We start from the raw sequence: 19462 nt of genomic DNA, 5'->3' as shown, positions 1-19462 counted from the left end.
CAACCCTTAAAGCCGCCGCGAATGGTTCCCGGCATGAAAAAAACCGGCTTCGTAAAACGAAGCCGGTTTTCATCAAATCTTTTTCGGTCCGGGAGAGTTTACTGGCGATATTGCTGGATCCGGGTGGTCCGCAAGCCTGCCAGGCCATGCTGATCGATGGAAAACTGCCAGGACAGGAATTCATCGACGGTCAGCGTATAGCGGCTGCAGGCCTCCTCGAGGGAGAGCAGACCGCCGCGGACCGCAGCGACAACTTCGGCTTTGCGGCGGATCACCCACCGTTTGGTGCCTGGCGCGGGCAGGTCAGCAATTGTTAACGGACTGCCGTCAGGCCCGATGACGTATTTCACCCTCGGGCGATGGGGTTCTGTCATGGCGTACTCACAAACTCTCAACCACTGAACTCACCATGACAACCTACGCCTGCCGGCTTAAAAATTGCCTAAGCCCACGACTTCAATACGAATCTCCTTGAAAATGATGGAAAATATGCCGGCACCGGGTTCCCTGTGACGCTTTTGCGTACAATCAGGGATTGCCGGACCGGAAGTGGCGGATCAAACGATGCGAGCGGTGAAGGCTAGCTGGAGGTAGTCGGACGGACCACGCGCTTGATCTTGTCGGTGGTGTAGCTCTGGCCGCCGATCGACAGCAGCGGCGGAGAGGCGCTGAGATCGACCGAGTCGACAATGCCCTGGACTTCGGTGGAGATCGCGACGTTGTTGCCCGAACTGTCCTTGCCCGTGGCGGTCAAGGTGTAAGTGCCGGCCGGCCACTGCACGCCGTCATTGCCCTTGCCGTCCCAGACGAAACTGGAGCCGCCCTTCTTCAGCGTATAGTTGCCGGTATAGGCCGTCTGTCCCGCCGAATTGGTGATCGTGATCGTCGCGCTGGTGTCTTTCTCGGAATTGAAATTCCAGGTCGCAGATTTGTCGAACTGCGCCTTGCTGCCGTCGACGGCGACCATGTTGCCGACATAGACCAGCGCCTGCGTTGCCTGCGCGCTCTTTTCGATTTCCACCAGCGCCTTCAACTGCTCGTTCTGCTTGAGCTGTTGCTCGATGCCGGCGAACTGCACGAGCTGCTGGGTGAACTGGTTGGTGTCGAGCGGATCGAGCGGGTTCTGGTGCTGCAACTGCGTGGTCAGCAGCGTCAGGAAGGTCTGGAAATTATCCGCGATTCCCGTCGTCTTCTCCGACGCGGTGTTGTTGCTCGTCGCAGTGCCGGTTCCCGGCGCCGAGACGACCGTTGTCGGCATGGTTGCTGCATCGACTGCCATGGCGATCTCCTTAAACCCTGATATCGACGCCGCCGCTCGCACCGAGCATGCGGCCATAGCTGCGGCCGGCGACCACGGCCGGAACGTTGTCTTCCTCGCTCACCACCAGGCGATGTGCGTTGGGATTGGATTGGTTGCCGTCGTTCTGGCCCTGCGAAGACTGGTCGCGCAGGCTGAACTGCAGGCCGCCGTTGCCGGTCGAGAGGCCGGCGTTGTCGAGCGCGCGCTGCAACTGGTTGGCGTCCTGACGCAGCATCGACAGCGTTTCCGGCCGTTCGACGGTCAGATGCGACGTCACCTGACCGTGGCGATCGATATCGATGCGGACGTCGATGCGGCCGAGTTCAGCGGGATCGAGCCGGATTTCGAAGCGGGTCTTGCCGCTCCTGGCAGAAGCGGCGATTTCCATCGCAAGCCCGCTCACCGGCACCGCCGCGCTTGTCGCTGCCGTCGCGGTGAGTTGGGTAGCGGCAGCCGCCGTCGTGGTGGAAGCGGCCGGTTGCTGCGTCTGGATCGTGCCGGCGGCCTGCAGGCCGCTGCCGGACCCGTTGACCGGCGTCTGGCCGACGACATCTGGGGCGGCAAAATGCGCGTTGGCGTTGGCGGCCGACGGCGCGATGGAATTGCCCGAGGCGTCGGCCTTCACGGTCTCCGCGATGCCATTCTCGGTGTTCAACTTGCCTGCGGCTTCGATCGGCGGCACGACGGCGGGCACGACGGTATCAGCGGCAGGCGCTGCAGTTGCGATGGCGTCGGCGGGTTTGACCTGCTCGACTGCCGTCGTGGCGCTTTTTCGGGCGAGATCCGGGCTCTTGAGCGGCACGGCCGATTTGGTGGCGGCGGGAGTCGCTGCGACCACCGAAGCGGCCTGAGCGATGCCGGTTGTGACGGACGGGTCGGCGGATGTGGCCTGCGCGCTGACGGCTTGGCCGATGCCCTGCGCATTGGTCTTGGTACCGTCTCCCTGCGCAGCGTTCGCGGTCGCGGTGGCGGTCGCTTCGGCGCTTTCACCGGCGGGACTGGCTGGCGCGCTCTCGGCGGCGAGCGAAGCGGATGCTGCAATCGCAGCCGCCGCGATGGCAAGCGGCGCGGTCGCCTTATCGGTCGCGGGTGCGGCGGAGGCCGTCGTCGCCGGTGGCGTTGCGGCAGCAGGCATGGCGGCGGCAATCGTGTCGGCCGTTACCACGGCCGTTCCATCCTGCGCCAGTTCAGTCTGATCGGTCGCTGGTGAGGCGTTGCCGGAAGACGCCTGCGTCGCTTCCTCGGACGACGCCTTCTCGACTTCGGTGCGTCGGACTTCGATTTGGCGCGACCGGTCTTTGCGGACTTGGTCTCGGCATCGGCGTTGGTGTCGACCTTGCCGGCGTCGCGTGTCTTGTCGTCCCGTGTCTTGTCGTCGCGCATCTTGGCTGCGGCGTCGCGATTATTCGAATCGTTGCGCGCGGCCTTGTCGGCCTTGTCGGATGCGGCGGCGCTGTCGCGCGAACGGTTGTCGGAAGCTGATTGCGCGTCGTCGGCGCGGCGCGCTGCGTCCTGCGCGCGGTCGTTGTGGCTCGCGGCCGTGTTGCTATCGACCAGCGCCGCGAAGCTGTCGTTTCCGGCGGGCGGATCGGATCCGGCCGGGCGGACCTCGCCGCCGCGTTCTGGAAAGATGCATTTGCCGATACTTCTGACGTGACACTAACCACGGTAACCCTCGCGCTGAGCTCTCGGCTACCATTCAGCAAGGACCGGGCCAGCCGCCGTGGTAAAAAATATTATGTGATTTCAAATACTTAATAGGATAGCGTCCGGATTCGAGAGCGTGACCACGGCCGCCTTTTCTGCCCGGCGGCAAGATTTGCCGTCCTTGACAAGCTCCAAAATGGCGATCGGCTGATTGCTTCACGGGAATACGGCCTATATTAAAGAGCTAAGTCCGATCCGGCCCGGTATGGCCGAATGATGCCGTAAGGCCTTATACATAAAGGCTTTTTAAACCCTGGCCGCGAACCGCCGTGGCGCGTTCGCGATTGAAGTCGATGACCCCTGGCATGCGAAACAGTTTGGATCTCGAAGGCCGTCCGCAGGACACACGGATCGTGGTCGCCATGTCCGGCGGCGTCGATTCCTCGGTGACGGCCGCCTTGCTGAAGTCCGAAGGCTATGACGTGGTCGGGATCACGCTGCAGCTTTACGACCACGGCGCTGCCACCCATCGCAAGGGGCCTGCTGCGCGGGACGGGACATCCACGACGCCCGCAACGTGGCGGAGCGGATCGGCATTCCGCATTACGTGCTCGACTACGAGAGCCGCTTCCGCGAATCCGTGATCGACAATTTCGCCGACAGCTACGCGCTCGGCGAAACGCCGGTGCCCTGCATCGAGTGCAACCGCTCGATCAAGTTTCGCGATCTCCTGGCGACCGCGCGTGAACTCGGCGCGCAGGCGCTCGCGACCGGACACTATGTCGCCTCGCGCCGCCTTGCCGACGGATCGCGCGCGCTGGTCTGCGCCGCGGATTCCGATCGCGACCAGAGCTATTTCCTGTTCGCGACCACGCGCGAGCAGCTCGATTACTTACGCTTTCCGCTCGGCGACATGACCAAGCCGCAGACGCGCGAGCTGGCGCGCCGCTTCGGCCTCGAAGTCGCCGAAAAGCAGGACAGCCAGGACATCTGCTTCGTGCCGACCGGGCGCTACACCGACGTCATCGGCCGCCTCAAGCCCGGCGCGATCGAGCCCGGCGACATCGTCGATCTCGAGGGCCGTACAATCGGCCGCCATCAAGGGATCGTTCATTTTACCGTCGGCCAGCGCAAGGGACTGGGCATTGCCGCCGGCGCGCCGCTCTATGTCGTCAAGCTCGATGCAACCAGCCGCCGCGTCGTGGTGGGACCGCGCGAGGCGTTGCGGATGGATCGCATCCTGCTGCGCGACGTCAACTGGATCGGCGACGGGCTGCTCGACCACGTCATTGGCGACGGCATCGAGACGTTCGTGCGCGTGCGATCGACACGCGCGCCGCAGCCGGCCTGGCTGCGCGCGGTCGATGGCGGTTATGAGGTCGAACTCGTTGCCGGCGAGGAGGGCGTATCGCCCGGCCAGGCCTGCGTATTCTACGATGCGCCTGCGGGACAGGCGCGCGTGCTCGGCGGCGGATTCATCAAGAGCGCGACCGCACGCCATCCGGTGACGAGGGGAGGGGCGCAGGAAAAGGCCGCGCCGCTCGCCGAGGTGATGCGCACTTAAGAAAAAATCGGGGCAGGGGAAATGGCTGGGGACATCGACCGCGAGGGGGTCGAAAAAAGCTTATGGGCGCTGGGCGCCGGTCTACGATCTGGTTTTCGGCAAGGTGTTCGACGAGGGCCGCCGATCGACCATCGCTGAAGCTGACAAGATCGGCGGACGTGTTCTCGACGTCGGCGTCGGTACCGGGCTGTCGCTGTCTGAATATTCGCGCAACACGAAATTGTGCGGCGGTCGACATTTCCGAGCCAATGCTGCGGCGGGCGCTCAAGCGCGTGCGCGAGTTCGGCCTGACCAATGTCGAAGCGCTCGCGGTGATGGACGCCAAGAACCTGGCGTTTCCGGATTCGTTCTTCGATGCGGTGGTGGCGCAATATGTCATCACGGCGGTGCCGGATCCGGAACGCACGCTGGATGATTTCATCCGCGTGCTGAAGCCCGGCGGCGAACTCATCCTGGTCAATCACATCGGCGCCGAAACCGGCCCGCGCCGCGCGTTCGAACTGGCGTTCGCGCCGCTGGCGCGGCGGCTGGGCTGGCGGCCGGAATTTCCGTGGGAGCGCCTGACCAACTGGGCCGCCAAACATGGCGGCGTCACCTTGACCGAGCGGCGGCCGATGCCGCCGATGGGACATTTTTCACTGATCCGTTTTCGGAAATCGTGAAGCGCATAGCGTTTTCGCTCAAGAAAACGCGTCAAACAAAAAAGCGGCGAACTAACTGCGGAACCTCCGCGTGCGCGGACCGTTTTCCCGGTATGGCAATGCACCGGGCACTTCTTCTTTCATGTGTGTTGATGGCGGCTACGAGCATGGCGGGCGCGCAGGCTCCGCCCAGCCCTACGACGCCGCCCGCCCAGACCGCACCGCCATCGCCCGACCGCGCCGCCAATGTCAATTGCGCCCCGATGCAGCCGGCGCCGAATTCCGGCGCGACGGTTCCGGAGGGGAAGGCGCGGAAGGAACGACCACCGGTCAGCGGACCGAGCCGCTCGGCGACAAACTGGCCCGTTCGGAGGGCGTATTGTGTCCGCCCCCGGGCGTTGATCCCGAAATCCATGCGCCCACGCCGGAAGATGGCAAGACGCCGGTGATTCCGCCACCCGGCAGTCCCGGCGGCGATCCGTCAATCCGGCCGAAATAGCGCAATTTTGCAGATGCTTGGCCGGACGGCTCGCTTTGCTTGACAGGGCGTCGACCCGCTCCTTATATGCCGCGCGTTCGCGACCGCGGCATTGCCTGCCGCCACCGCGATGCCGTGGCGGGGTAGCTCAGCTGGTTAGAGCACGGGAATCATAATCCTGGGGTCGGGGGTTCGAGTCCCTCTCCCGCTACCAATTCTGCGATTTTCTACGACTTTCTACGATCGCCTACGCCAATGAACCTCGCGCGCCGGGTCGGGGCCAAGCCGCCGGCTGATGTTGTAGCCGCGAGCGCGTGCGCGATGGTCGCACCGATCGCCGGACAACCCCTCGTTTCAGATCTTCCAAAACGTTGAACAATTGTCATATTTTGTTCAACGCTGGAGGTGTCATGGTTATGCGAACCCGCACGTCGAAGACGACCGACGAGCACATTGCGCTTAAGCGCAACCGGCTCGTGCTCGAGCAGGCACGCGCCGTCGGGCTGCTCGGTGAGGCCAAGAACACGCGCTTGTCCGGCCGCGTGCCGGCAGGCCTGATCGAAGCGGCAAAGAAGCGGGCTCACGTGTCTTCCGATACCGAACTTCTAGAGCTCGCGTTGTCGCGTTTGGCACTCGAAGACGATTTCGGCGCGCGTCTTGTTCGGCGCAAGGGAAGCGTCCCGGCAGATATCGATCTTGCCATTTGATCTCCAGGGAACGTTGCGGAGGCTGAAGCCGCACAACCGTTTGGAGCGGTTGACGCGACGGTCAGATTCCGAGCTTGCCTGGGCATCCGACGCGCCGCTCATCGGCGGCGCGCTGATTCTCGATACCAGCGTTTACCTCGACGTCTTGCAGGCACGTACGCCGGACGCCGTCGATGAATTGCTGACATATCGCGTCTGCCACCACTCGGCCGTCTGCCTTGCCGACCTGACGCATGTGTTCGGGCGGCTCGATCCGGCTCACCCCTCAACGAGTGGGATTCTGCAAACGGTACGGCGTGTGATCGAGGACATCCCGCGGCATCGCTTGCAAGCTCCGGACACGGCGATGTGGGGCGAAGCGGGAATGCTTGCGGGCGAGCTCGTTCGTCTCAGCGGCGCGCCCAAGGGGGCGGTCATAAGCGGAAATACCTCAACGATGCGCTCGTCTATCTTCAGGCGCGGGGTTTTGGTGCCAGCGTATTGACAGGGAATGTCGGCGACTTCGACTTCCTGAACCAACTTGCTCCGGAAGTTCCGATCATTCTGTATCGGCAGGCGTGAGCCAACGCCCGCAGTCGCTCAGAAGACTGGCCACGGCGCACGCGCGTCATTCCACACGATAGGTCGGATAGCCCCAAAGTAGCCCATAAGCAGGTTGGTCTCTGACTATTTCGCTATCCAGGGCAGCGATCTCGATTGGGAGGAGCAGCGCGGCTTCTGCGACCGCGTAATCGCGACCTTTGCGGAATCGGATGGCCCGAGCGCTCACGAGATCATGCGATTTCGCGACGAGCGCTCGATCTCCGCGCGCTTTCGCAGACCAGCATGGCCAATTGCTCTCCCTGCCGAATATGGCGGCCGAATCAGGATTGAGAGAGGTAGCGTGGCAGCTCGCGCTCGAACTCGGGAAAGTAACGGGAGATCACGGTGATGTCGAAACGCCGCAGGATCGATCCTTGGGGTTCGCGATCAAGCAGGAATTGGAACGCCGCCTCGATGCAGCGCTCGGGCCTGTGCGCGCCCATCGTCAGCCGTTCGCAAGTATCTCTTGCCATCGTGACGTGATGGCGAGTCTCGCCGTTTCCCACACGGACGATCACTTCGAATTCGAGTGGATCGCCTTCGCCGGCTCGCTCGACCTTGATCACAGCCTGCTCTCACCGTCGTTGCATAGATTCATGCTAACATGGCACGGCGGTTCAGAGAAAGTTGCGAAGGCTCGCCGCAAGTTCATTTAACGCCTCTGCGAACGGATGATAGTGGAGCCGAGCGCACGCTTCCTGATGGAACTGCGACCGCACGGAAGGTCACGTTGGGAGCCATGTCGGATTTTCCATGCGGGGTTTCGGTGGCGAGGCGATCAATCATCGGCGGTTTGCCGCATTTGGGATGACTTCCTTATCCTCGGTGGGCCCGAGTGGAACTGCCGGCGCGGCAGATTGTTGGGCCCACATTGCCGCGAGCGTCTGAGCGCCTCTCGCAGGAACTGACGGCGAGCTAAAGTGCCGGCGTCTGACGTCAAAACCGCGGTGAGGCGATGACAAAAGCCGATGGAAGCGCACATGGCTCATGGAAATTTGGCTCGTGGAAATTTGGTTTTGAGCTGGCGCCGGGCGTCGATGATGGGCGGGATGACCGTCTTCGCGATTCCCGTGATCGCGAATATCGCGCAGGCAACGGTAAATTCTCCGGGCAAGGCTTCCTTCGTGGGCAGGCCGGCGATCGATCGGGTTGCTGGTACTGAAGATGGTAGTGGGCCCGGCGATTTCGCCGATCTCGCCGAAAAAGTTCAACCGGCCGTGATTGGGGTGCGTTCCAAAGCGACAGCGACGCGCAAATTTGGTGCGCCTGAACAGCGCGCTCCGAAACGGGAGATTCCAGGGGCGGATCCGGATGCGTCTGATCGAGGGAAGGCACTGGAAACACTCGAACTGACCAATGCTGGATCAGGCTTCTTCATCTCTCCGGACGGTTATGCCGTGACCAGCAGTCACGTCGTGGAAGGCAACGACACGGCCGAGATCCGAACCAGCGACAACCAGGCCTATTCGGCAAGAGTCATCAGGAAGGGACTCGTGGAGTGATATCGCCTTGATCAAAGTCGACGGACGCACGGACTTCAGCTACGTGAAGCTCTCTGACCAGCCGCCGCGCGTGGGTGATTGGGTGCTTACCGCCGGGAATCCGCTTGCGATGGGAGGTACCGTGACGGCCGGTATCATTTCAGCGCGCGAGCGCGACATCGAGGTTGGTTCAGCGAAGGATTTCATCCAAATCGATGCGGCAATCAACAGCGGCGATGCTGGCGGTCCGAGCTTCAATGCCCGAGGCGATGTCATCGGGGTCAACAGCATGATCTTTTCGCCCTCCCAAGGCTCAGTGGGCGTTGCTTTTGCGGTCCCGGCCGATACGGTCAAGGCGGTGATACCGCAGCTAAAGGAGAAGGGCGCGGTCACGCGCGGATGGATCGGGACCAAAGTTCAATCGGTCACTCCTGAACTTGCCGACGGCCTCGGACTGAGCAATCTCCGCGGTGCGATCGTGGCAATGGTTCAAGACAATAGTCCCGCTGCGAAAGCCGGATTGCGAAGCGGAGACGTGATCACATCGGTCGGTGGTGAGTCAGTCAAGAACGCCAACGAGCTAACCAGGAAAGTCGGTGCGATGGCGCCGGGCTCTTCGACCCAGCTCACGGTGCTTCGGCAAGGAAAAGAGAGCTCATTGAACGTGACCTTGGGTCAGCAGCCGAATGAACCCAATGCGTCCGCGGCAAGCCCAAGGGAAAATCCAAGATAGGAAAATCCAAGATAGCTGGCGTTCGGAGCAGCTCGCGAAATCTTGGCCCGCGAGAAGTTCGAAGGAGCCGGACGGATACACGTCGGAAGAATCAAAGTGGAGCGTCTTGATGTGTGACTACAGCCTGCATGCCATCCAATCGCGTCCCGCAAGAGCGGGAGACGTGCTGCTAACGGGCGAATTCCCCAATACGGTGACACGCGGGTTCTCCGCGATCGGAGAGCCAGACACCGCTGTATGCCTCTTGCCAGGCACCGAACTTGCTTTCAGCGAGGACGCTCTATGCGATCACCCGTTTGCGAAGCTCTTCCCGCAAATGCGGTTCGGGAGCATTGGGGCGCGGCTCGCGCGTTTTCGGCAAATCAATCGGGGAACCAATTCGCACCATGACGCACTGGAATTTGCGAACGGCAAGATCGTGCTTCTCACAAAGCTGCGTCCCGGTCAGAGCGCAACGGTGCTGCAGCTTCCTGCACAGCGCGAGATCGACGGGAAGCCGTTGACGGCAGAGCAGAACCGGCGGTCGTCAGTTCGGGGGCTGTCCTAGTTAGAATTGCGGCCGTCGCCGTCGGCAGATTGAGGTCCGGAGCGGTGTTCATGTCGATATTCCTCGGCGCGGGCCGGAAACGCGCGGTTCGGCAACGCGCAGGCGATGGCTCGTTGCGGCGACTTTCAATTGTCAAAAGGATTTTGTGTGCAATCGCGACGAAGGGCGACGTTGCAGCAGGCCCATAGCTAGTCTGCGCGATGATGGAGTAGTGCCGCTGATTTGCCCGACGTGTCAAGTGTTCGCGGAATCGCTCAAGGTATCATGCCAGCGACTATTGCTACTTTGCATGGGGTTGTTTTCCATATTTTGTAGTTGGGAGCGCGGCGGCGGCGCCGCCAAGGTGGTGCGCAGTGGATGTCTGCTGTCGCCATCAGACGATGCGGGCGCATAGCGAAGCTCCCAAAGCTATCAGGAGGATCCCGGCGAGCCTGTTGAGCCAATCCAGCACGGTTTTCTGCAAGCTCCGAAACATGGCGTTCGTGCTGAGGGCGAGGAAGAGATACCAGGATGCACAGCCCAGCATCACACCGATTGACGTCACCAGCGCGCGATCCATGACCAGCGGGTTGCCGGTTTCCAGCGCAGACGCGACACCCAGGTACGGCAGTATCGTCATCGGGTTGGCGGCGGCGATCAACAGGGTCGATGTATAGGCCGAAAGCAAATCCCCGCATGTCGCGTCTGCGCATGCTGCGCTGTGCGCCGTGCGCGTGGACACGAGAATGGTCCTGAGGCCCATCAAGACCAGCACGATCCCTGCGGTGATGCGCAGCGGCGTCTGCAGGGGGAGCATCTTCTGCGTTAACACGGTCCCGCTCACGGCGGCCAGGCAACTGAACATGCCGTGGGCTGTTGCCGCACCCATGCCGCTCGCAACTCCTGTCCAGGTTCCGAATGCCAGCGTCCGCTGCACGCACATCAAGCCAATCGGACCGAACGGGATAGCGACGCACAAGCCCAGCGCCACCGCCGGCAGCAAGTCCGCGATGAACGGCGTCATTTCCAGGACGGCTTGGCTGCTTCGGCCATGGCCTCTTGCCGCGTCTTGCCGATGTCCTTGAGAAAGTGGTCATCGAGCTCCGCCAGGGCTTGTCGCTGCCGCGACCGCTCCGAACACTGGATGCACCAGTGTAGGAACCGTAATCCCCATCCAAGTCGACGATGGCTGGACGCCGCGGTTCCGTGCGCGGCTTCCTTCCAACTCATGAGCGAATTGACGATAACGGACATGATGAGTTCTCCTGATATCGCAGAAGTTGGCGGATAGAACTATCGGCATCCGCGTTGTTGGCGTGTGAGCTTATTCACCTCTCACATAGTCGTGCGATGACGAGCCATGGTCGGCGGTCAAGATGTGCATGCGGTTCTCAACGCAAGCGGCCATCGTCGTGGCGGGCGTGCCCGCGCACGGTCGCATCGCGTTCCGCGTAGCTCGCCGTCTGGTCAATATCGGCGCAGCTATCTGACGCCGCGCGCGTCAGCGGCCCAACATTAGAAAGCGAAGCGGTATGACGGAAGGTCCAATCCGCGGATCGTCAATCAGTCCAATTCAGGCCTCAGGACTGTATTTGTCGGATTGTCTGAGCGCGTCGCTCACGCTGCTTTCGAGCGTCGCGACACGCGTTCATCGAAGCAACTTCGCAGCCGCCTCAGCCCTTCGGCAATCTGCGCCGTTTCGATCGCCCCATATCCCAGCATGATGCCGGCCTGAGGCTCTCTCCAGCGGGAAGGATTGAATGGTAACGCCGAGATCGAAGGCTCGTGATGCAATCGCATCGATATCATCAACCGACGCTGTTCACGACCAGACATGAAAAGCCACAGTCCCGAGCCTTTCCCTTCGCATTGGACCGGCAACCTTACATAAAGGTGAACGTTCCATCAGACCGCTCCGCAGGTTCCGCGAGCGAGCGTTCACCGGCTGGCAGAGCCGCGCGGCGGGTCAGGGCCGTGGCGCCCGCATTATGGGAAGCCGGCAATCTCACTGGAATTGGAACCCGTATCCTCGCACGGCGTTCCCAACCGTGCGACCGCTGGTGGGCGTGTGGCGTGAACGTCTGAATGCATGCTTCGTCGATTAACTCGGTATAAGAGTCGCGATGACAAAATTTCCCATGACGGCCGCGGGCTACGCGGCCCTTGCAGATGAACTGAGGCACCGCATCCGCGTCGAGCGGCCCGATCTTGTCCAGCGAATTCAGCAGGCGATCGCCGACGATCCAAATCTGGTTGAGAATTCGGAATATCAGGTTGCGCTTGCAGAGCAAAGTGTCAACGACACTCGAATTGCTGAGTTGGAAGACAAACTCGCGCGTGCCGATATCGTCGACGTATCCAAGCTTTCCGGCAATACCATCAAGTTTGGCGCCACGGTGACGCTGATTGATGAGGACACCGGAGAGAAGCGGGTCTGGCAGCTCGTCGGCGAACCGGAAGCCGACGCGAGCAAGGGGAAGATTTCGATAACTTCACCGATCGCCAGGGCGTTAATCGGAAAGAGCAAAGGGGAAACCGTGGCCGTCGAGACGCCAGGCGGCGGCAAGGCTTTCGGGGTCCGACAAGTGGAGTGGTTTGAGGCAAAGCGAAAAAGGCGCGAGCAGGTGTGAAACGGCGGCTCGATCTTCGGGGCCGGCACAGCATCGCATCGGATATTGTTATCGCGATCGTCACGCACGCGCCTGGTTCGGTCTGCTCGCCTTTGAACGATGCAACAGCTCGGTAACTTCCTGATCCGAAGTCTGGCCGAAATCCCTGTAGTGCATACCGACCGCAAAGAACGGATCGGGGCTCTTGAGGCAAATGATCTCGTCTGCCTCCGCACTCAGCTCGTCGAGCAGATCGCGTGGCGCGACCGGCACCGCAAGAACGAGACGACCCGGCTTCACCCTTGCGAGCGCTCTCAGCACGGCTTTCACGCTTCCGCCGGTGGCGATGCCGTCGTCGACGACAATGGTCGTACGGCCGGCAATCTCTGGCGGTGGATCACCGTCGCGGTAAAGGCGCCGTTGACGTTCGATTTCGACAAGCTGGCGGGCAGTCTCAGCTTCCAGGTAGGCCGCGCCCGGCTGGATCTCGCGAACGATGTCCTCATTGAGCACGACCTGCGGATGGGCGCCATCGACGACCGCACCGAGCCCGAGCTCCTCATGACCCGGCGCGCCGATCTTGCGCACGAGCGCTACGTCGAGCGTGGCGTGCAGCGCTTGCGCAATCTCGAATGCAACAGGAACGCCGCCGCGCGGCAGCGCAAGCACGACCGCGTCCTTGTCCCTGAACTTCATGAGCGCCGACGCCAGCCGGCGTCCGGCGTCTCGCCGGTCGGCGAAAACCGTATCGGCGTCGATCACCTCTTCGGAGAGGGGCGACGCCAGGAATTGGCGGAACCAGCGCGTGGCATATTGCGTCACCTGGTCGAGCGCGCCGGGTTCTTCGAACAAATGCGTCGCCTTCGGCACGATCACGAGGTCCTTCTCGCAAGAGAGCTCCGCAAAAGCCGAACGGTTGAGCGGAATCACCGGTAGGTCGGCTCCGCCAACGATCAGCAGCGTCGGCGCCCTGACGGCGTGCAGCGCATTGCCGGCCAAATCCGGGCGACCGCCGCGCGAAACCACCGCAGCGACGTTTTGTCGGTCGGCAGCCGCGACCAGCGCGGCCGCTGCACCGGTGCTTGCGCCGAAATAGCCAATCGGAAACTTCGCGAGCTCCGGCCTGTTGCGGGTCCAGTCCGCGGCGTCTGCAAGCCGTGATGCCAACAGCGGGATATCGAATACGTTGCCGCGGTCCCGCTCCTCCTCCGGGCTGAGGAGATCAAGCAGCAGCGTGGCAAATCCGGCCTCACGGAGAGCCGCTGCGACCTGGTTGTTGCGTGGGCTTAGACGGCCGCTGCCGCTGCCATGCGCAAAAATGACGATGCCGGCCGCATCGTGAGGCACGCCCAAAATACCCGCAAGGTTTTGCGGACCGACCAGGACTTCGCTGAGCTGTTCCCGTGCACTCGCCATGATCAGAACCCAAAGGGATAGGTCTCTGCCGCGCCCGCTACGGCTCGTGTCGCAAGCGGTGTCACCGCCTTGGTATCTTCGAACCAGACGAACGCGTCGAACTGTTCGGGCAATACCGCCTCGAAGTAGTGGCTGAGGAGCTCCGTCTCGGGTCGATAGATGACGCCAATGGCTCGCTCCAGTCTCGGACCGGTCAGCCTGTCGCGCAGCTCGCCTCGGCCGGGCGGCCGCAGATCGGTCAGTGATCGCGCCAGACCTGTGCGGCGGAACAGGTATTCATAGCTATCCTCGCGCGCCGGCCGAACCGACTTGATCTCCATGTCGCCGCCCCAATCGGAGGCCGCGGCCACTGTGCCGCGATCCGTGCCGAAGCCGATCAGGACAGCCTCGTCGCCATAGGCGTTGCGGACAAGCTCGCCGATATTGAATTCGCCGCCCCAACCCATCGAAGTTGCCGCGGCGTTGCCGATGTGGGAGTTGTGGGCCCAGACCACCGCCTTCGCCTGCGGCCCGCGTTCCTGCATCACGTATTGCAGCGTGTCGAACATGTGACGATCGCGCAGGTTCCACGACTCGGTCGAGCCGCGATACATGATGCGGTAATACTGCTCGGCCGCGCGCACGATCCGGGCATTCTGCGCGGCATTGAAGAAGGCCTCGCCGCCGTCTTTATGCGAAAGCCGGTGCGACAGAACCTCGCGCAATTGAGCCACCACCTCGTCTTCGCAACTGTCGCGGCCGGACAGCACGGCGCGTCCGTAACCGGCAGGGTCTGCCTGCCACGGCGTCAGGCACGAATAGCGTTCACGCGCCGCGCGGGCGCGTTCCGGGTCGATGCCTTCGAGATACGCGATGACAGCGGCAATGGAGCTGTTGAGGCTGTAGACGTCGAGCCCCCGGAACTCGACTCTCCGGTCCGCAGCGCACGCGTCGTTGTGGAAGCGCAGATAATCGATGAATTGCTTCACTTCGATATTGCGCCACATCCAGGTCGGAAAACGTTCGAACGGCCGCTCCTTGGGCGGCTCGGATGGCAGTTGCCGCACGAGGTGATCGAGCACTGCTGCGTCCGGCCAATCGGCCTCGACCGCGACAATGTTGAAGCCGTGGTGTTCGATCAACTGGCGCGTGATGGCGGCACGTGCCCGATAGAATTCTGAGGTGCCATGTGTCGCTTCGCCGAGCATCACGATTTTCGCGGGGCCGAACCGGTCGAAATAGAACGCGAAATCGTCCTGCTCCGGAGCCGGAAGATGCTCGCCTGCCTCGTGCAGGAGATTGATCAACTCGCGATTGGTCCTCTCTCGAACTTGTTCGGCTTCCGGTGAAAGGGCCATGCGCCGGGTTCCCTAGATGGTTGCTGCGCCTGTCCAGCATCGGCGTACCGACGCGCGGCTTGCAGGGATCGTCCTGAGCGCACGCGGGAAACGCCGATCAGCGTGCCTTGTTGAAGCAACTCAAGCGCCGGTCCGACGTTCCTTCGTATCGGCGGAATCGACCGGCAGGGCGCGTGGTTGCACCCCGGAGGACCGAGCGAACCCGCCGCTGCGACCTTTCGCATTCCATGAGCACGGGAGTCTGCATATGGTGTTCAAGTTGACGAGTCCTGCATTCGACGACGACCAGCCGATTCCGGTCAAATACACTTCCGACGGCCAGAATGTGTCTCCGCCGCTTCAATGGTCGGATCCCCCGCCCGGTACGAAGAGCTTCGCCCTTATCGTTGAGGACCCGGATGCACCGTCCGGCACGTTTCGGCATTGGGGCATCTACAACATCATGGGTGAGCGGACGATGCTGCCGGAAGCCATCGGTCACGGACCAAAGACGGAGCGTCTCGGCAAAGGCGTGAACGATTTCGGCGAACTAGGCTATGGCGGGCCGGCGCCGCCCAAGGGTCATGGTACGCATCACTATCACTTCAAGCTGGCGGCTTTGGATGTCGACGAGCTATCGCGTTCGCCGAGCATGCCGGTGGTCGACATCTGGAAAGCAGCCGAGAAGCACGTGATCGGCCAGGCTGAACTCGTCGGGACGTACCGCAGGTAGCGGCGACGCGTTGCATGGAACGAGCGGGTGTCGGGGTGCGCCTGTGGCATGCCCGCTCCCGCTCGGCGCTCTGTTCCTTCTGTTTGCATCATGCCTCAGCCGGTGACCGCGCCCGCATGTTGGCCGCTCGGCCGCGAAATCCCATGCAGCGCGGTAGCGGCGCCGTCACCCGGCTTGGAAACCGCGATATCGCCGAGCGCAATGATGCCGACCAGCCGCTTGTTTCGAGTGAGCACCGGCAACCGCCGCACCTGGATATCGGCCATGTTGCGAGTGACTTCATCGATATCCTGGTCTTCGAAGCAGTATTTGACATCCGCTGTCATGACGTCGCGCACCGGCGCATCCGGACTTCGGCCCATCGCCATGCCGCGCGTCGCAATATCACGGTCGGAGATCATTCCCACCAACCGGTCATTTTCAGCCACGGGCAACAGCCCGATATTGAGCGCCGCCATCGCCTCGGCTGCATCCCTGATGCTGTCCTGCGGAGTGCAGAGCTGCACGGTCGTGGTCATGGCATCGCAAACTTTCATCTAGAGCCTCCTCTTTGCCTGATAGGCGGCCAACGAAATTTGCAAGCGGACGTTCCCTCTATCGACCGGAAATCGAGGTGTGGAACATCGCGCATGCGAGTGTGTTCAACGCTTGGACCAGAGCAAAGCGGAGCGGATGACGATGGCGGGACGGTTGAACGGAAAATCATCAATCGTGACAGGTGCGGCGACGGAATCGGCGAAGCTATCGCCCATAAATTTGCGCGAGAAGGTGCGAAAGTCATTGTTGCCGGACTGCCTACCGATCCGGTGGAGGATGTCGTCCATGCCATCCGGGCGCGCGGCGGCGTGGCCGAACCCTTTCTTGGCGATGTTGCAGACGAGGTGGATGCGCAAGCCTGCATCGCCCTGGCGATCGACGCATTCGGCAGGCTCGACATCTTGATCAACAATGCCGGCGTCTTTCCCGAAATTGCCGAATGCCAGGATCATTCGGTCGAGATGTTCGACTACATCGTGCGTAACAATGTCCGATCTGCATTCCTGATGACGAAGTTTGCGCTGCCGCATCTGAAGCGCTCGCGGGGTGTCGTGATTTCGACGGGATCAGAGGCCGGCGAAGTGGGTGAGCCAACGGCGGCGCCCTACGGTGGTTCAAAGGGCTTCCTTCACGCTTTCATGCGCGGCGTGGCCTATGAACAGGGCAAGCACGGCGTGCGCGCCCTCTGTGTGTGCCCTGGCCCTATCGATACGGCCTGGACGCACAAGGAGACCGGGCCGATGAACGAGCAGATGGAGAAGCAGACTCTTGCCGGTACTGTGCTCGGTCGGCGCGGCACCCCGGAGGAGATGGCCAATGTCTTTGCGTTCGCTGCGTCGGATGAGGCGAGCTTCGTAACAGGGGCGCTGATATTTGCTGACGGCGGCACCACGATTGCGAAGGGCGGCCCGGGGGAGATGGTGCAGAGCTTTGTGAGGGAGCAACCCAAGCCGACGCTCGATCTCAGGCACTCGCACGACGGCCTCAAGGGCAAGCCTGTCGAGAATCGCATACACTAGAAGAAGCTGCGAGCAGAATGCCGGTCGCGATCGAGTCGCTGCTGGTCAGCGCACCGGTACGGCCCGGCCCTTTCTGCCCGATTGCATCCCTTGGTCGAGGCGATCATCCGCGTGCTGGCTGACCGCATCCGTCGACGGAAATATGCTGTCGTATATTGCGCGGGCCTCTCGAATTAAGCGAGCCCGCTCAAGCTCTGGCTTCGGAACAAGCCGAATGACTTCGCCCATGCAGGGTCCTCGTCGGAAGGCATCATTGGTTTGAGGTGGTTATGTTATAACGTAACATACCGTGGATTAGCGTCCTGTCAAGTCGCGCCTGGTCCGGTCGGCAGCGTCGGGACGCAACGCGCCGGTCACCGGACGACGCTGAAAACGACTGGCGCTTCGCCGTCGCATCTATGCGTTGGTAGGCTGGATGTGCCGATTGCGTTGATCGAAGAGGCTAGCGCCGCAATGCCGTCTCCGGGATGGCCCTGCGCACCACCTCGCGCATCGCAAAGCTCGAGTGGATGCGCGCAACCCCGGGCATCCGTGAAAGATGTTGCTTGTGGATGCGCTCGAAGTCCGCGATGTCGCGTGCGATGACCTGCAAGTGATAATCGTCGCTGCCCGACATCAAGTGACAGGACACGACATCCGGACAGCGGGCGATCGCCGCCTCGAATGCGGCCAGGTAATCCTCGCTCTGTTTTTCCAGCGTGATGGTGACGACGACGGTCGTGACGAGCCCGAGCGCAGTCGGCTCGAGATCGGCGCGATAGCCCCTGATAATCCCACCTTCCTCGAGTTGGCGGATGCGGCGCGCGCAGGCTGTCGGCGATAGTCCGACCTTTTCGGCAAGCTCGATCTGGCTCGCTCGGGCGTCAGCGAGTAGCTCGCTCAGAATCCGATAATCAATGCGATCCAGTTCATTCACGCGATAAATCACTAAATAATTGGCTTATCGTGCAGAATATATGCGCAACTCGCTCCCAGCAAGCCGCAATTCGCCGAGAAGCGTTGCCGACTCAGCAGTACTTTTATGTGCGGCCAGATGGCCTCGAATGCAGGAGCAAGCCCATGCGGATCGGTGTGCCCAAGGAAATCAAGGTCGAGGAATATCGGGTGGGCCTGACGCCGGCTTCGGTGCGGGAGTATGTGACGCGGGGACACGAGGTGATCGTCGAGCAGGGCGCCGGGATCGGCATTGGCGCAAGCGATGACGTCTACCGTTCGGCCGGCGCTGCAATCGTGGATACGGCCGCGGAAATCTTCGCCACCGCCGACATGGTGGTCAAGGTCAAGGAGCCGCAGCCGAGCGAATGGCGCCAGCTTCGCGACAATCAGATCCTCTTTACCTATTTGCACCTTGCGCCGGATGCGGCGCAGACCAAGGGGCTTCTGGCATCCGGCTGCACGGCGATCGCTTACGAGACGGTGACCGACGCCCATGGAGGGCTTCCTTGCTTGCGCCGATGAGCGAAGTGGCGGGACGGTTGGCGATCGAGGCAGCGGGCGCGGCCTTGCGGAAATCAGCGGACGGAATGGGCAAGCTGATCGGCGGGGTGCCCGGCGTGGCGCCAAGCAGGATCGCGGTGATCGGCGGTGGCGTGGTCGGCACGCATGCTGCGCGGATGGCCGCAGGGCTCGGCGCCGACATCGTTATCCTGGACCGCTCGCTGCCGCGCCTTCGCGTTCTTGACGAGATGTTCCTGGGGCGCGTGCGCACGCGCTATGCAACGCTGGAAGCGATCGAAGAGGAGGTCATTGCGGCCGACGTCGTCATCGGCGCTGTGCTGGTGCCGGGCGCCAGTGCGCCGAAGCTCGTCTCGCGCGCGCATCTCGGCCGCATGAAATACCGTGCCGTACTGGTCGACGTTGCGATCGACCAGGGCGGCTGCTTCGAGACGTCGCGGCCGACGACCCATCAGGCGCCGACCTATCTCGTCGACGAGATCGTGCACTATTGCGTCGCCAACATGCCGGGCGCGGTGCCGGTGACGTCGAGCCATGCGCTCAACAATGCCACGCTGCCGTTCGGCCTTGCACTGGCTGAAAAGGGCATCCGCGCGCTGATCGAGGATCCGCATCTGCGCGCCGGGCTCAACGTGCACCGCGGACAGATCACCAATCGCGCGGTCGCCGACAGCCAGAATTTGCCTGCAGCGGCACCGAAATGATTTTGGCGGCGTGA

18 protein-coding genes, 1 tRNA gene and 5 pseudogenes are annotated in these 19462 nt (G+C 62.2%); 13 read left to right on the top strand and 11 right to left on the bottom strand.

What is annotated here, in order from left to right:
• Nucleotides 1–98 precede the first annotated feature (98 nt).
• The 3 genes from ACFXS9_RS27480 to ACFXS9_RS27470 all read right to left on the bottom strand — a co-directional run bounded on the left by ACFXS9_RS27480 (nucleotide 99) and on the right by ACFXS9_RS27470 (nucleotide 2465).
• Nucleotides 99–374 (bottom strand): DUF1153 domain-containing protein, encoded by a 276-nt coding sequence (locus ACFXS9_RS27480; protein ID WP_002714638.1) that lies wholly within the window; start codon nucleotides 372–374, stop codon nucleotides 99–101.
• Between the two features lie 206 nt (nucleotides 375–580).
• Entirely contained in the window at nucleotides 581–1279 is a 699-nt protein-coding gene (locus tag ACFXS9_RS27475; protein WP_392694103.1) for a flagellar hook assembly protein FlgD, read from the bottom strand.
• A 10-nt stretch (nucleotides 1280–1289) separates the two neighbouring features.
• Nucleotides 1290–2465 carry a flagellar hook-length control protein FliK gene (locus ACFXS9_RS27470; protein ID WP_392694100.1) on the bottom strand — a complete coding sequence of 392 codons (1176 nt, stop codon included), beginning with the start codon at nucleotides 2463–2465 and terminating at the stop codon, nucleotides 1290–1292.
• Nucleotides 2466–2782: 317 nt separating this feature from the next.
• Here ACFXS9_RS27470 and ACFXS9_RS27465 point away from each other — a divergent pair, with 317 nt between their 5' ends.
• The 7 genes and pseudogenes from ACFXS9_RS27465 to ACFXS9_RS27435 all read left to right on the top strand — a co-directional run bounded on the left by ACFXS9_RS27465 (nucleotide 2783) and on the right by ACFXS9_RS27435 (nucleotide 6898).
• A complete protein-coding gene (locus ACFXS9_RS27465) occupies nucleotides 2783–3058 on the top strand; it encodes a hypothetical protein (RefSeq protein ID WP_392694098.1) in 276 nt (91 codons plus the stop codon).
• A gap of 254 nt (nucleotides 3059–3312) precedes the next feature.
• A pseudogene (gene mnmA / locus ACFXS9_RS27460) lies at nucleotides 3313–4511 on the top strand (tRNA 2-thiouridine(34) synthase MnmA).
• A 21-nt stretch (nucleotides 4512–4532) separates the two neighbouring features.
• Nucleotides 4533–5173 (top strand): annotated as a pseudogene (locus tag ACFXS9_RS27455) (class I SAM-dependent methyltransferase).
• A 92-nt stretch (nucleotides 5174–5265) separates the two neighbouring features.
• A pseudogene (locus ACFXS9_RS27450) lies at nucleotides 5266–5651 on the top strand (hypothetical protein).
• Nucleotides 5652–5767: 116 nt separating this feature from the next.
• A tRNA-Met gene (locus ACFXS9_RS27445) sits at nucleotides 5768–5844 on the top strand.
• Between the two features lie 196 nt (nucleotides 5845–6040).
• On the top strand, nucleotides 6041–6337 hold the full coding sequence (locus ACFXS9_RS27440; RefSeq protein ID WP_392694095.1) for a hypothetical protein: 297 nt from the start codon (nucleotides 6041–6043) through the stop codon (nucleotides 6335–6337).
• Nucleotides 6327–6898, top strand: a pseudogene (locus ACFXS9_RS27435) (hypothetical protein). The gene ACFXS9_RS27440 and the pseudogene ACFXS9_RS27435 overlap by 11 nt, the downstream one beginning before the upstream one ends.
• A 302-nt stretch (nucleotides 6899–7200) precedes the next feature.
• Here ACFXS9_RS27435 and ACFXS9_RS27430 read toward each other — a convergent pair.
• The gene (locus ACFXS9_RS27430; RefSeq protein ID WP_392694092.1) at nucleotides 7201–7485 is read right to left on the bottom strand and encodes a hypothetical protein; all 285 of its coding nucleotides are present in this window, start codon (nucleotides 7483–7485) and stop codon (nucleotides 7201–7203) included.
• Between the two features lie 414 nt (nucleotides 7486–7899).
• Here ACFXS9_RS27430 and ACFXS9_RS27425 point away from each other — a divergent pair, with 414 nt between their 5' ends.
• Together ACFXS9_RS27425 and ACFXS9_RS27420 are read left to right on the top strand one after the other, a co-directional pair.
• Complete coding sequence (locus ACFXS9_RS27425; protein ID WP_392694090.1) at nucleotides 7900–8421, top strand: trypsin-like peptidase domain-containing protein; 522 nt, start codon at nucleotides 7900–7902, stop codon at nucleotides 8419–8421.
• Between the two features lie 7 nt (nucleotides 8422–8428).
• On the top strand, nucleotides 8429–9133 hold the full coding sequence (locus ACFXS9_RS27420; RefSeq protein ID WP_392694088.1) for a S1C family serine protease: 705 nt from the start codon (nucleotides 8429–8431) through the stop codon (nucleotides 9131–9133).
• A gap of 920 nt (nucleotides 9134–10053) precedes the next feature.
• Here ACFXS9_RS27420 and ACFXS9_RS27415 read toward each other — a convergent pair.
• Nucleotides 10054–10683 carry a LysE family translocator gene (locus tag ACFXS9_RS27415; protein ID WP_392694085.1) on the bottom strand — a complete coding sequence of 210 codons (630 nt, stop codon included), beginning with the start codon at nucleotides 10681–10683 and terminating at the stop codon, nucleotides 10054–10056.
• A complete protein-coding gene (locus ACFXS9_RS27410) occupies nucleotides 10680–10913 on the bottom strand; it encodes a DUF1127 domain-containing protein (RefSeq protein WP_392694083.1) in 234 nt (77 codons plus the stop codon). Before ACFXS9_RS27410 ends, ACFXS9_RS27415 begins: the two co-directional genes overlap by 4 nt.
• 869 nt (nucleotides 10914–11782) lie before the next feature.
• On the opposite strand from ACFXS9_RS27410, the gene greA reads away from it, so the two are divergent.
• Nucleotides 11783–12289 (top strand): transcription elongation factor GreA, encoded by a 507-nt coding sequence (greA, locus tag ACFXS9_RS27405; protein WP_392694080.1) that lies wholly within the window; start codon nucleotides 11783–11785, stop codon nucleotides 12287–12289.
• 60 nt (nucleotides 12290–12349) lie between these two features.
• Here greA and ACFXS9_RS27400 read toward each other — a convergent pair whose 3' ends face one another.
• Both ACFXS9_RS27400 and ACFXS9_RS27395 read right to left on the bottom strand, forming a co-directional pair.
• On the bottom strand, nucleotides 12350–13684 hold the full coding sequence (locus ACFXS9_RS27400) for a phosphoribosyltransferase family protein (protein ID WP_392694077.1): 1335 nt from the start codon (nucleotides 13682–13684) through the stop codon (nucleotides 12350–12352).
• A 2-nt stretch (nucleotides 13685–13686) separates the two neighbouring features.
• The gene (locus ACFXS9_RS27395) at nucleotides 13687–15021 is read right to left on the bottom strand and encodes an erythromycin esterase family protein (protein ID WP_392694075.1); all 1335 of its coding nucleotides are present in this window, start codon (nucleotides 15019–15021) and stop codon (nucleotides 13687–13689) included.
• 247 nt (nucleotides 15022–15268) lie between these two features.
• Between ACFXS9_RS27395 and ACFXS9_RS27390 the strand changes: the two genes are divergently transcribed.
• Complete coding sequence (locus tag ACFXS9_RS27390; RefSeq protein WP_392694072.1) at nucleotides 15269–15733, top strand: YbhB/YbcL family Raf kinase inhibitor-like protein; 465 nt, start codon at nucleotides 15269–15271, stop codon at nucleotides 15731–15733.
• Nucleotides 15734–15828: 95 nt separating this feature from the next.
• Here the strand turns inward: ACFXS9_RS27390 and ACFXS9_RS27385 are convergent, their stop codons facing one another.
• Nucleotides 15829–16269 (bottom strand): CBS domain-containing protein, encoded by a 441-nt coding sequence (locus tag ACFXS9_RS27385; RefSeq protein ID WP_392694069.1) that lies wholly within the window; start codon nucleotides 16267–16269, stop codon nucleotides 15829–15831.
• A gap of 93 nt (nucleotides 16270–16362) precedes the next feature.
• Here ACFXS9_RS27385 and ACFXS9_RS27380 point away from each other — a divergent pair, with 93 nt between their 5' ends.
• Nucleotides 16363–17289 (top strand): SDR family NAD(P)-dependent oxidoreductase, encoded by a 927-nt coding sequence (locus tag ACFXS9_RS27380; protein WP_392694066.1) that lies wholly within the window; start codon nucleotides 16363–16365, stop codon nucleotides 17287–17289.
• 45 nt (nucleotides 17290–17334) lie between these two features.
• On the opposite strand, the gene ACFXS9_RS27375 is transcribed toward ACFXS9_RS27380, so the two are convergent.
• Nucleotides 17335–17517 carry a hypothetical protein gene (locus ACFXS9_RS27375; protein ID WP_392694063.1) on the bottom strand — a complete coding sequence of 61 codons (183 nt, stop codon included), beginning with the start codon at nucleotides 17515–17517 and terminating at the stop codon, nucleotides 17335–17337.
• A 214-nt stretch (nucleotides 17518–17731) separates the two neighbouring features.
• On the bottom strand, nucleotides 17732–18205 hold the full coding sequence (locus ACFXS9_RS27370) for an Lrp/AsnC family transcriptional regulator (RefSeq protein WP_245309210.1): 474 nt from the start codon (nucleotides 18203–18205) through the stop codon (nucleotides 17732–17734).
• Between the two features lie 143 nt (nucleotides 18206–18348).
• Between ACFXS9_RS27370 and ald the strand changes: the two are divergent.
• Nucleotides 18349–19448, top strand: a pseudogene (ald, locus tag ACFXS9_RS27365) (alanine dehydrogenase).
• The last annotated feature ends 14 nt before the right edge of the window (nucleotides 19449–19462 follow it).

This window comes from Bradyrhizobium sp. RDI18 (assembly GCF_043203335.1).
In the GTDB taxonomy this organism is placed as follows: Bacteria; Pseudomonadota; Alphaproteobacteria; order Rhizobiales; family Xanthobacteraceae; genus Bradyrhizobium; species Bradyrhizobium retamae.
Note: the sequence above shows the minus strand (reverse complement) of the source record. Positions and strands in the feature narration are given on the sequence as shown.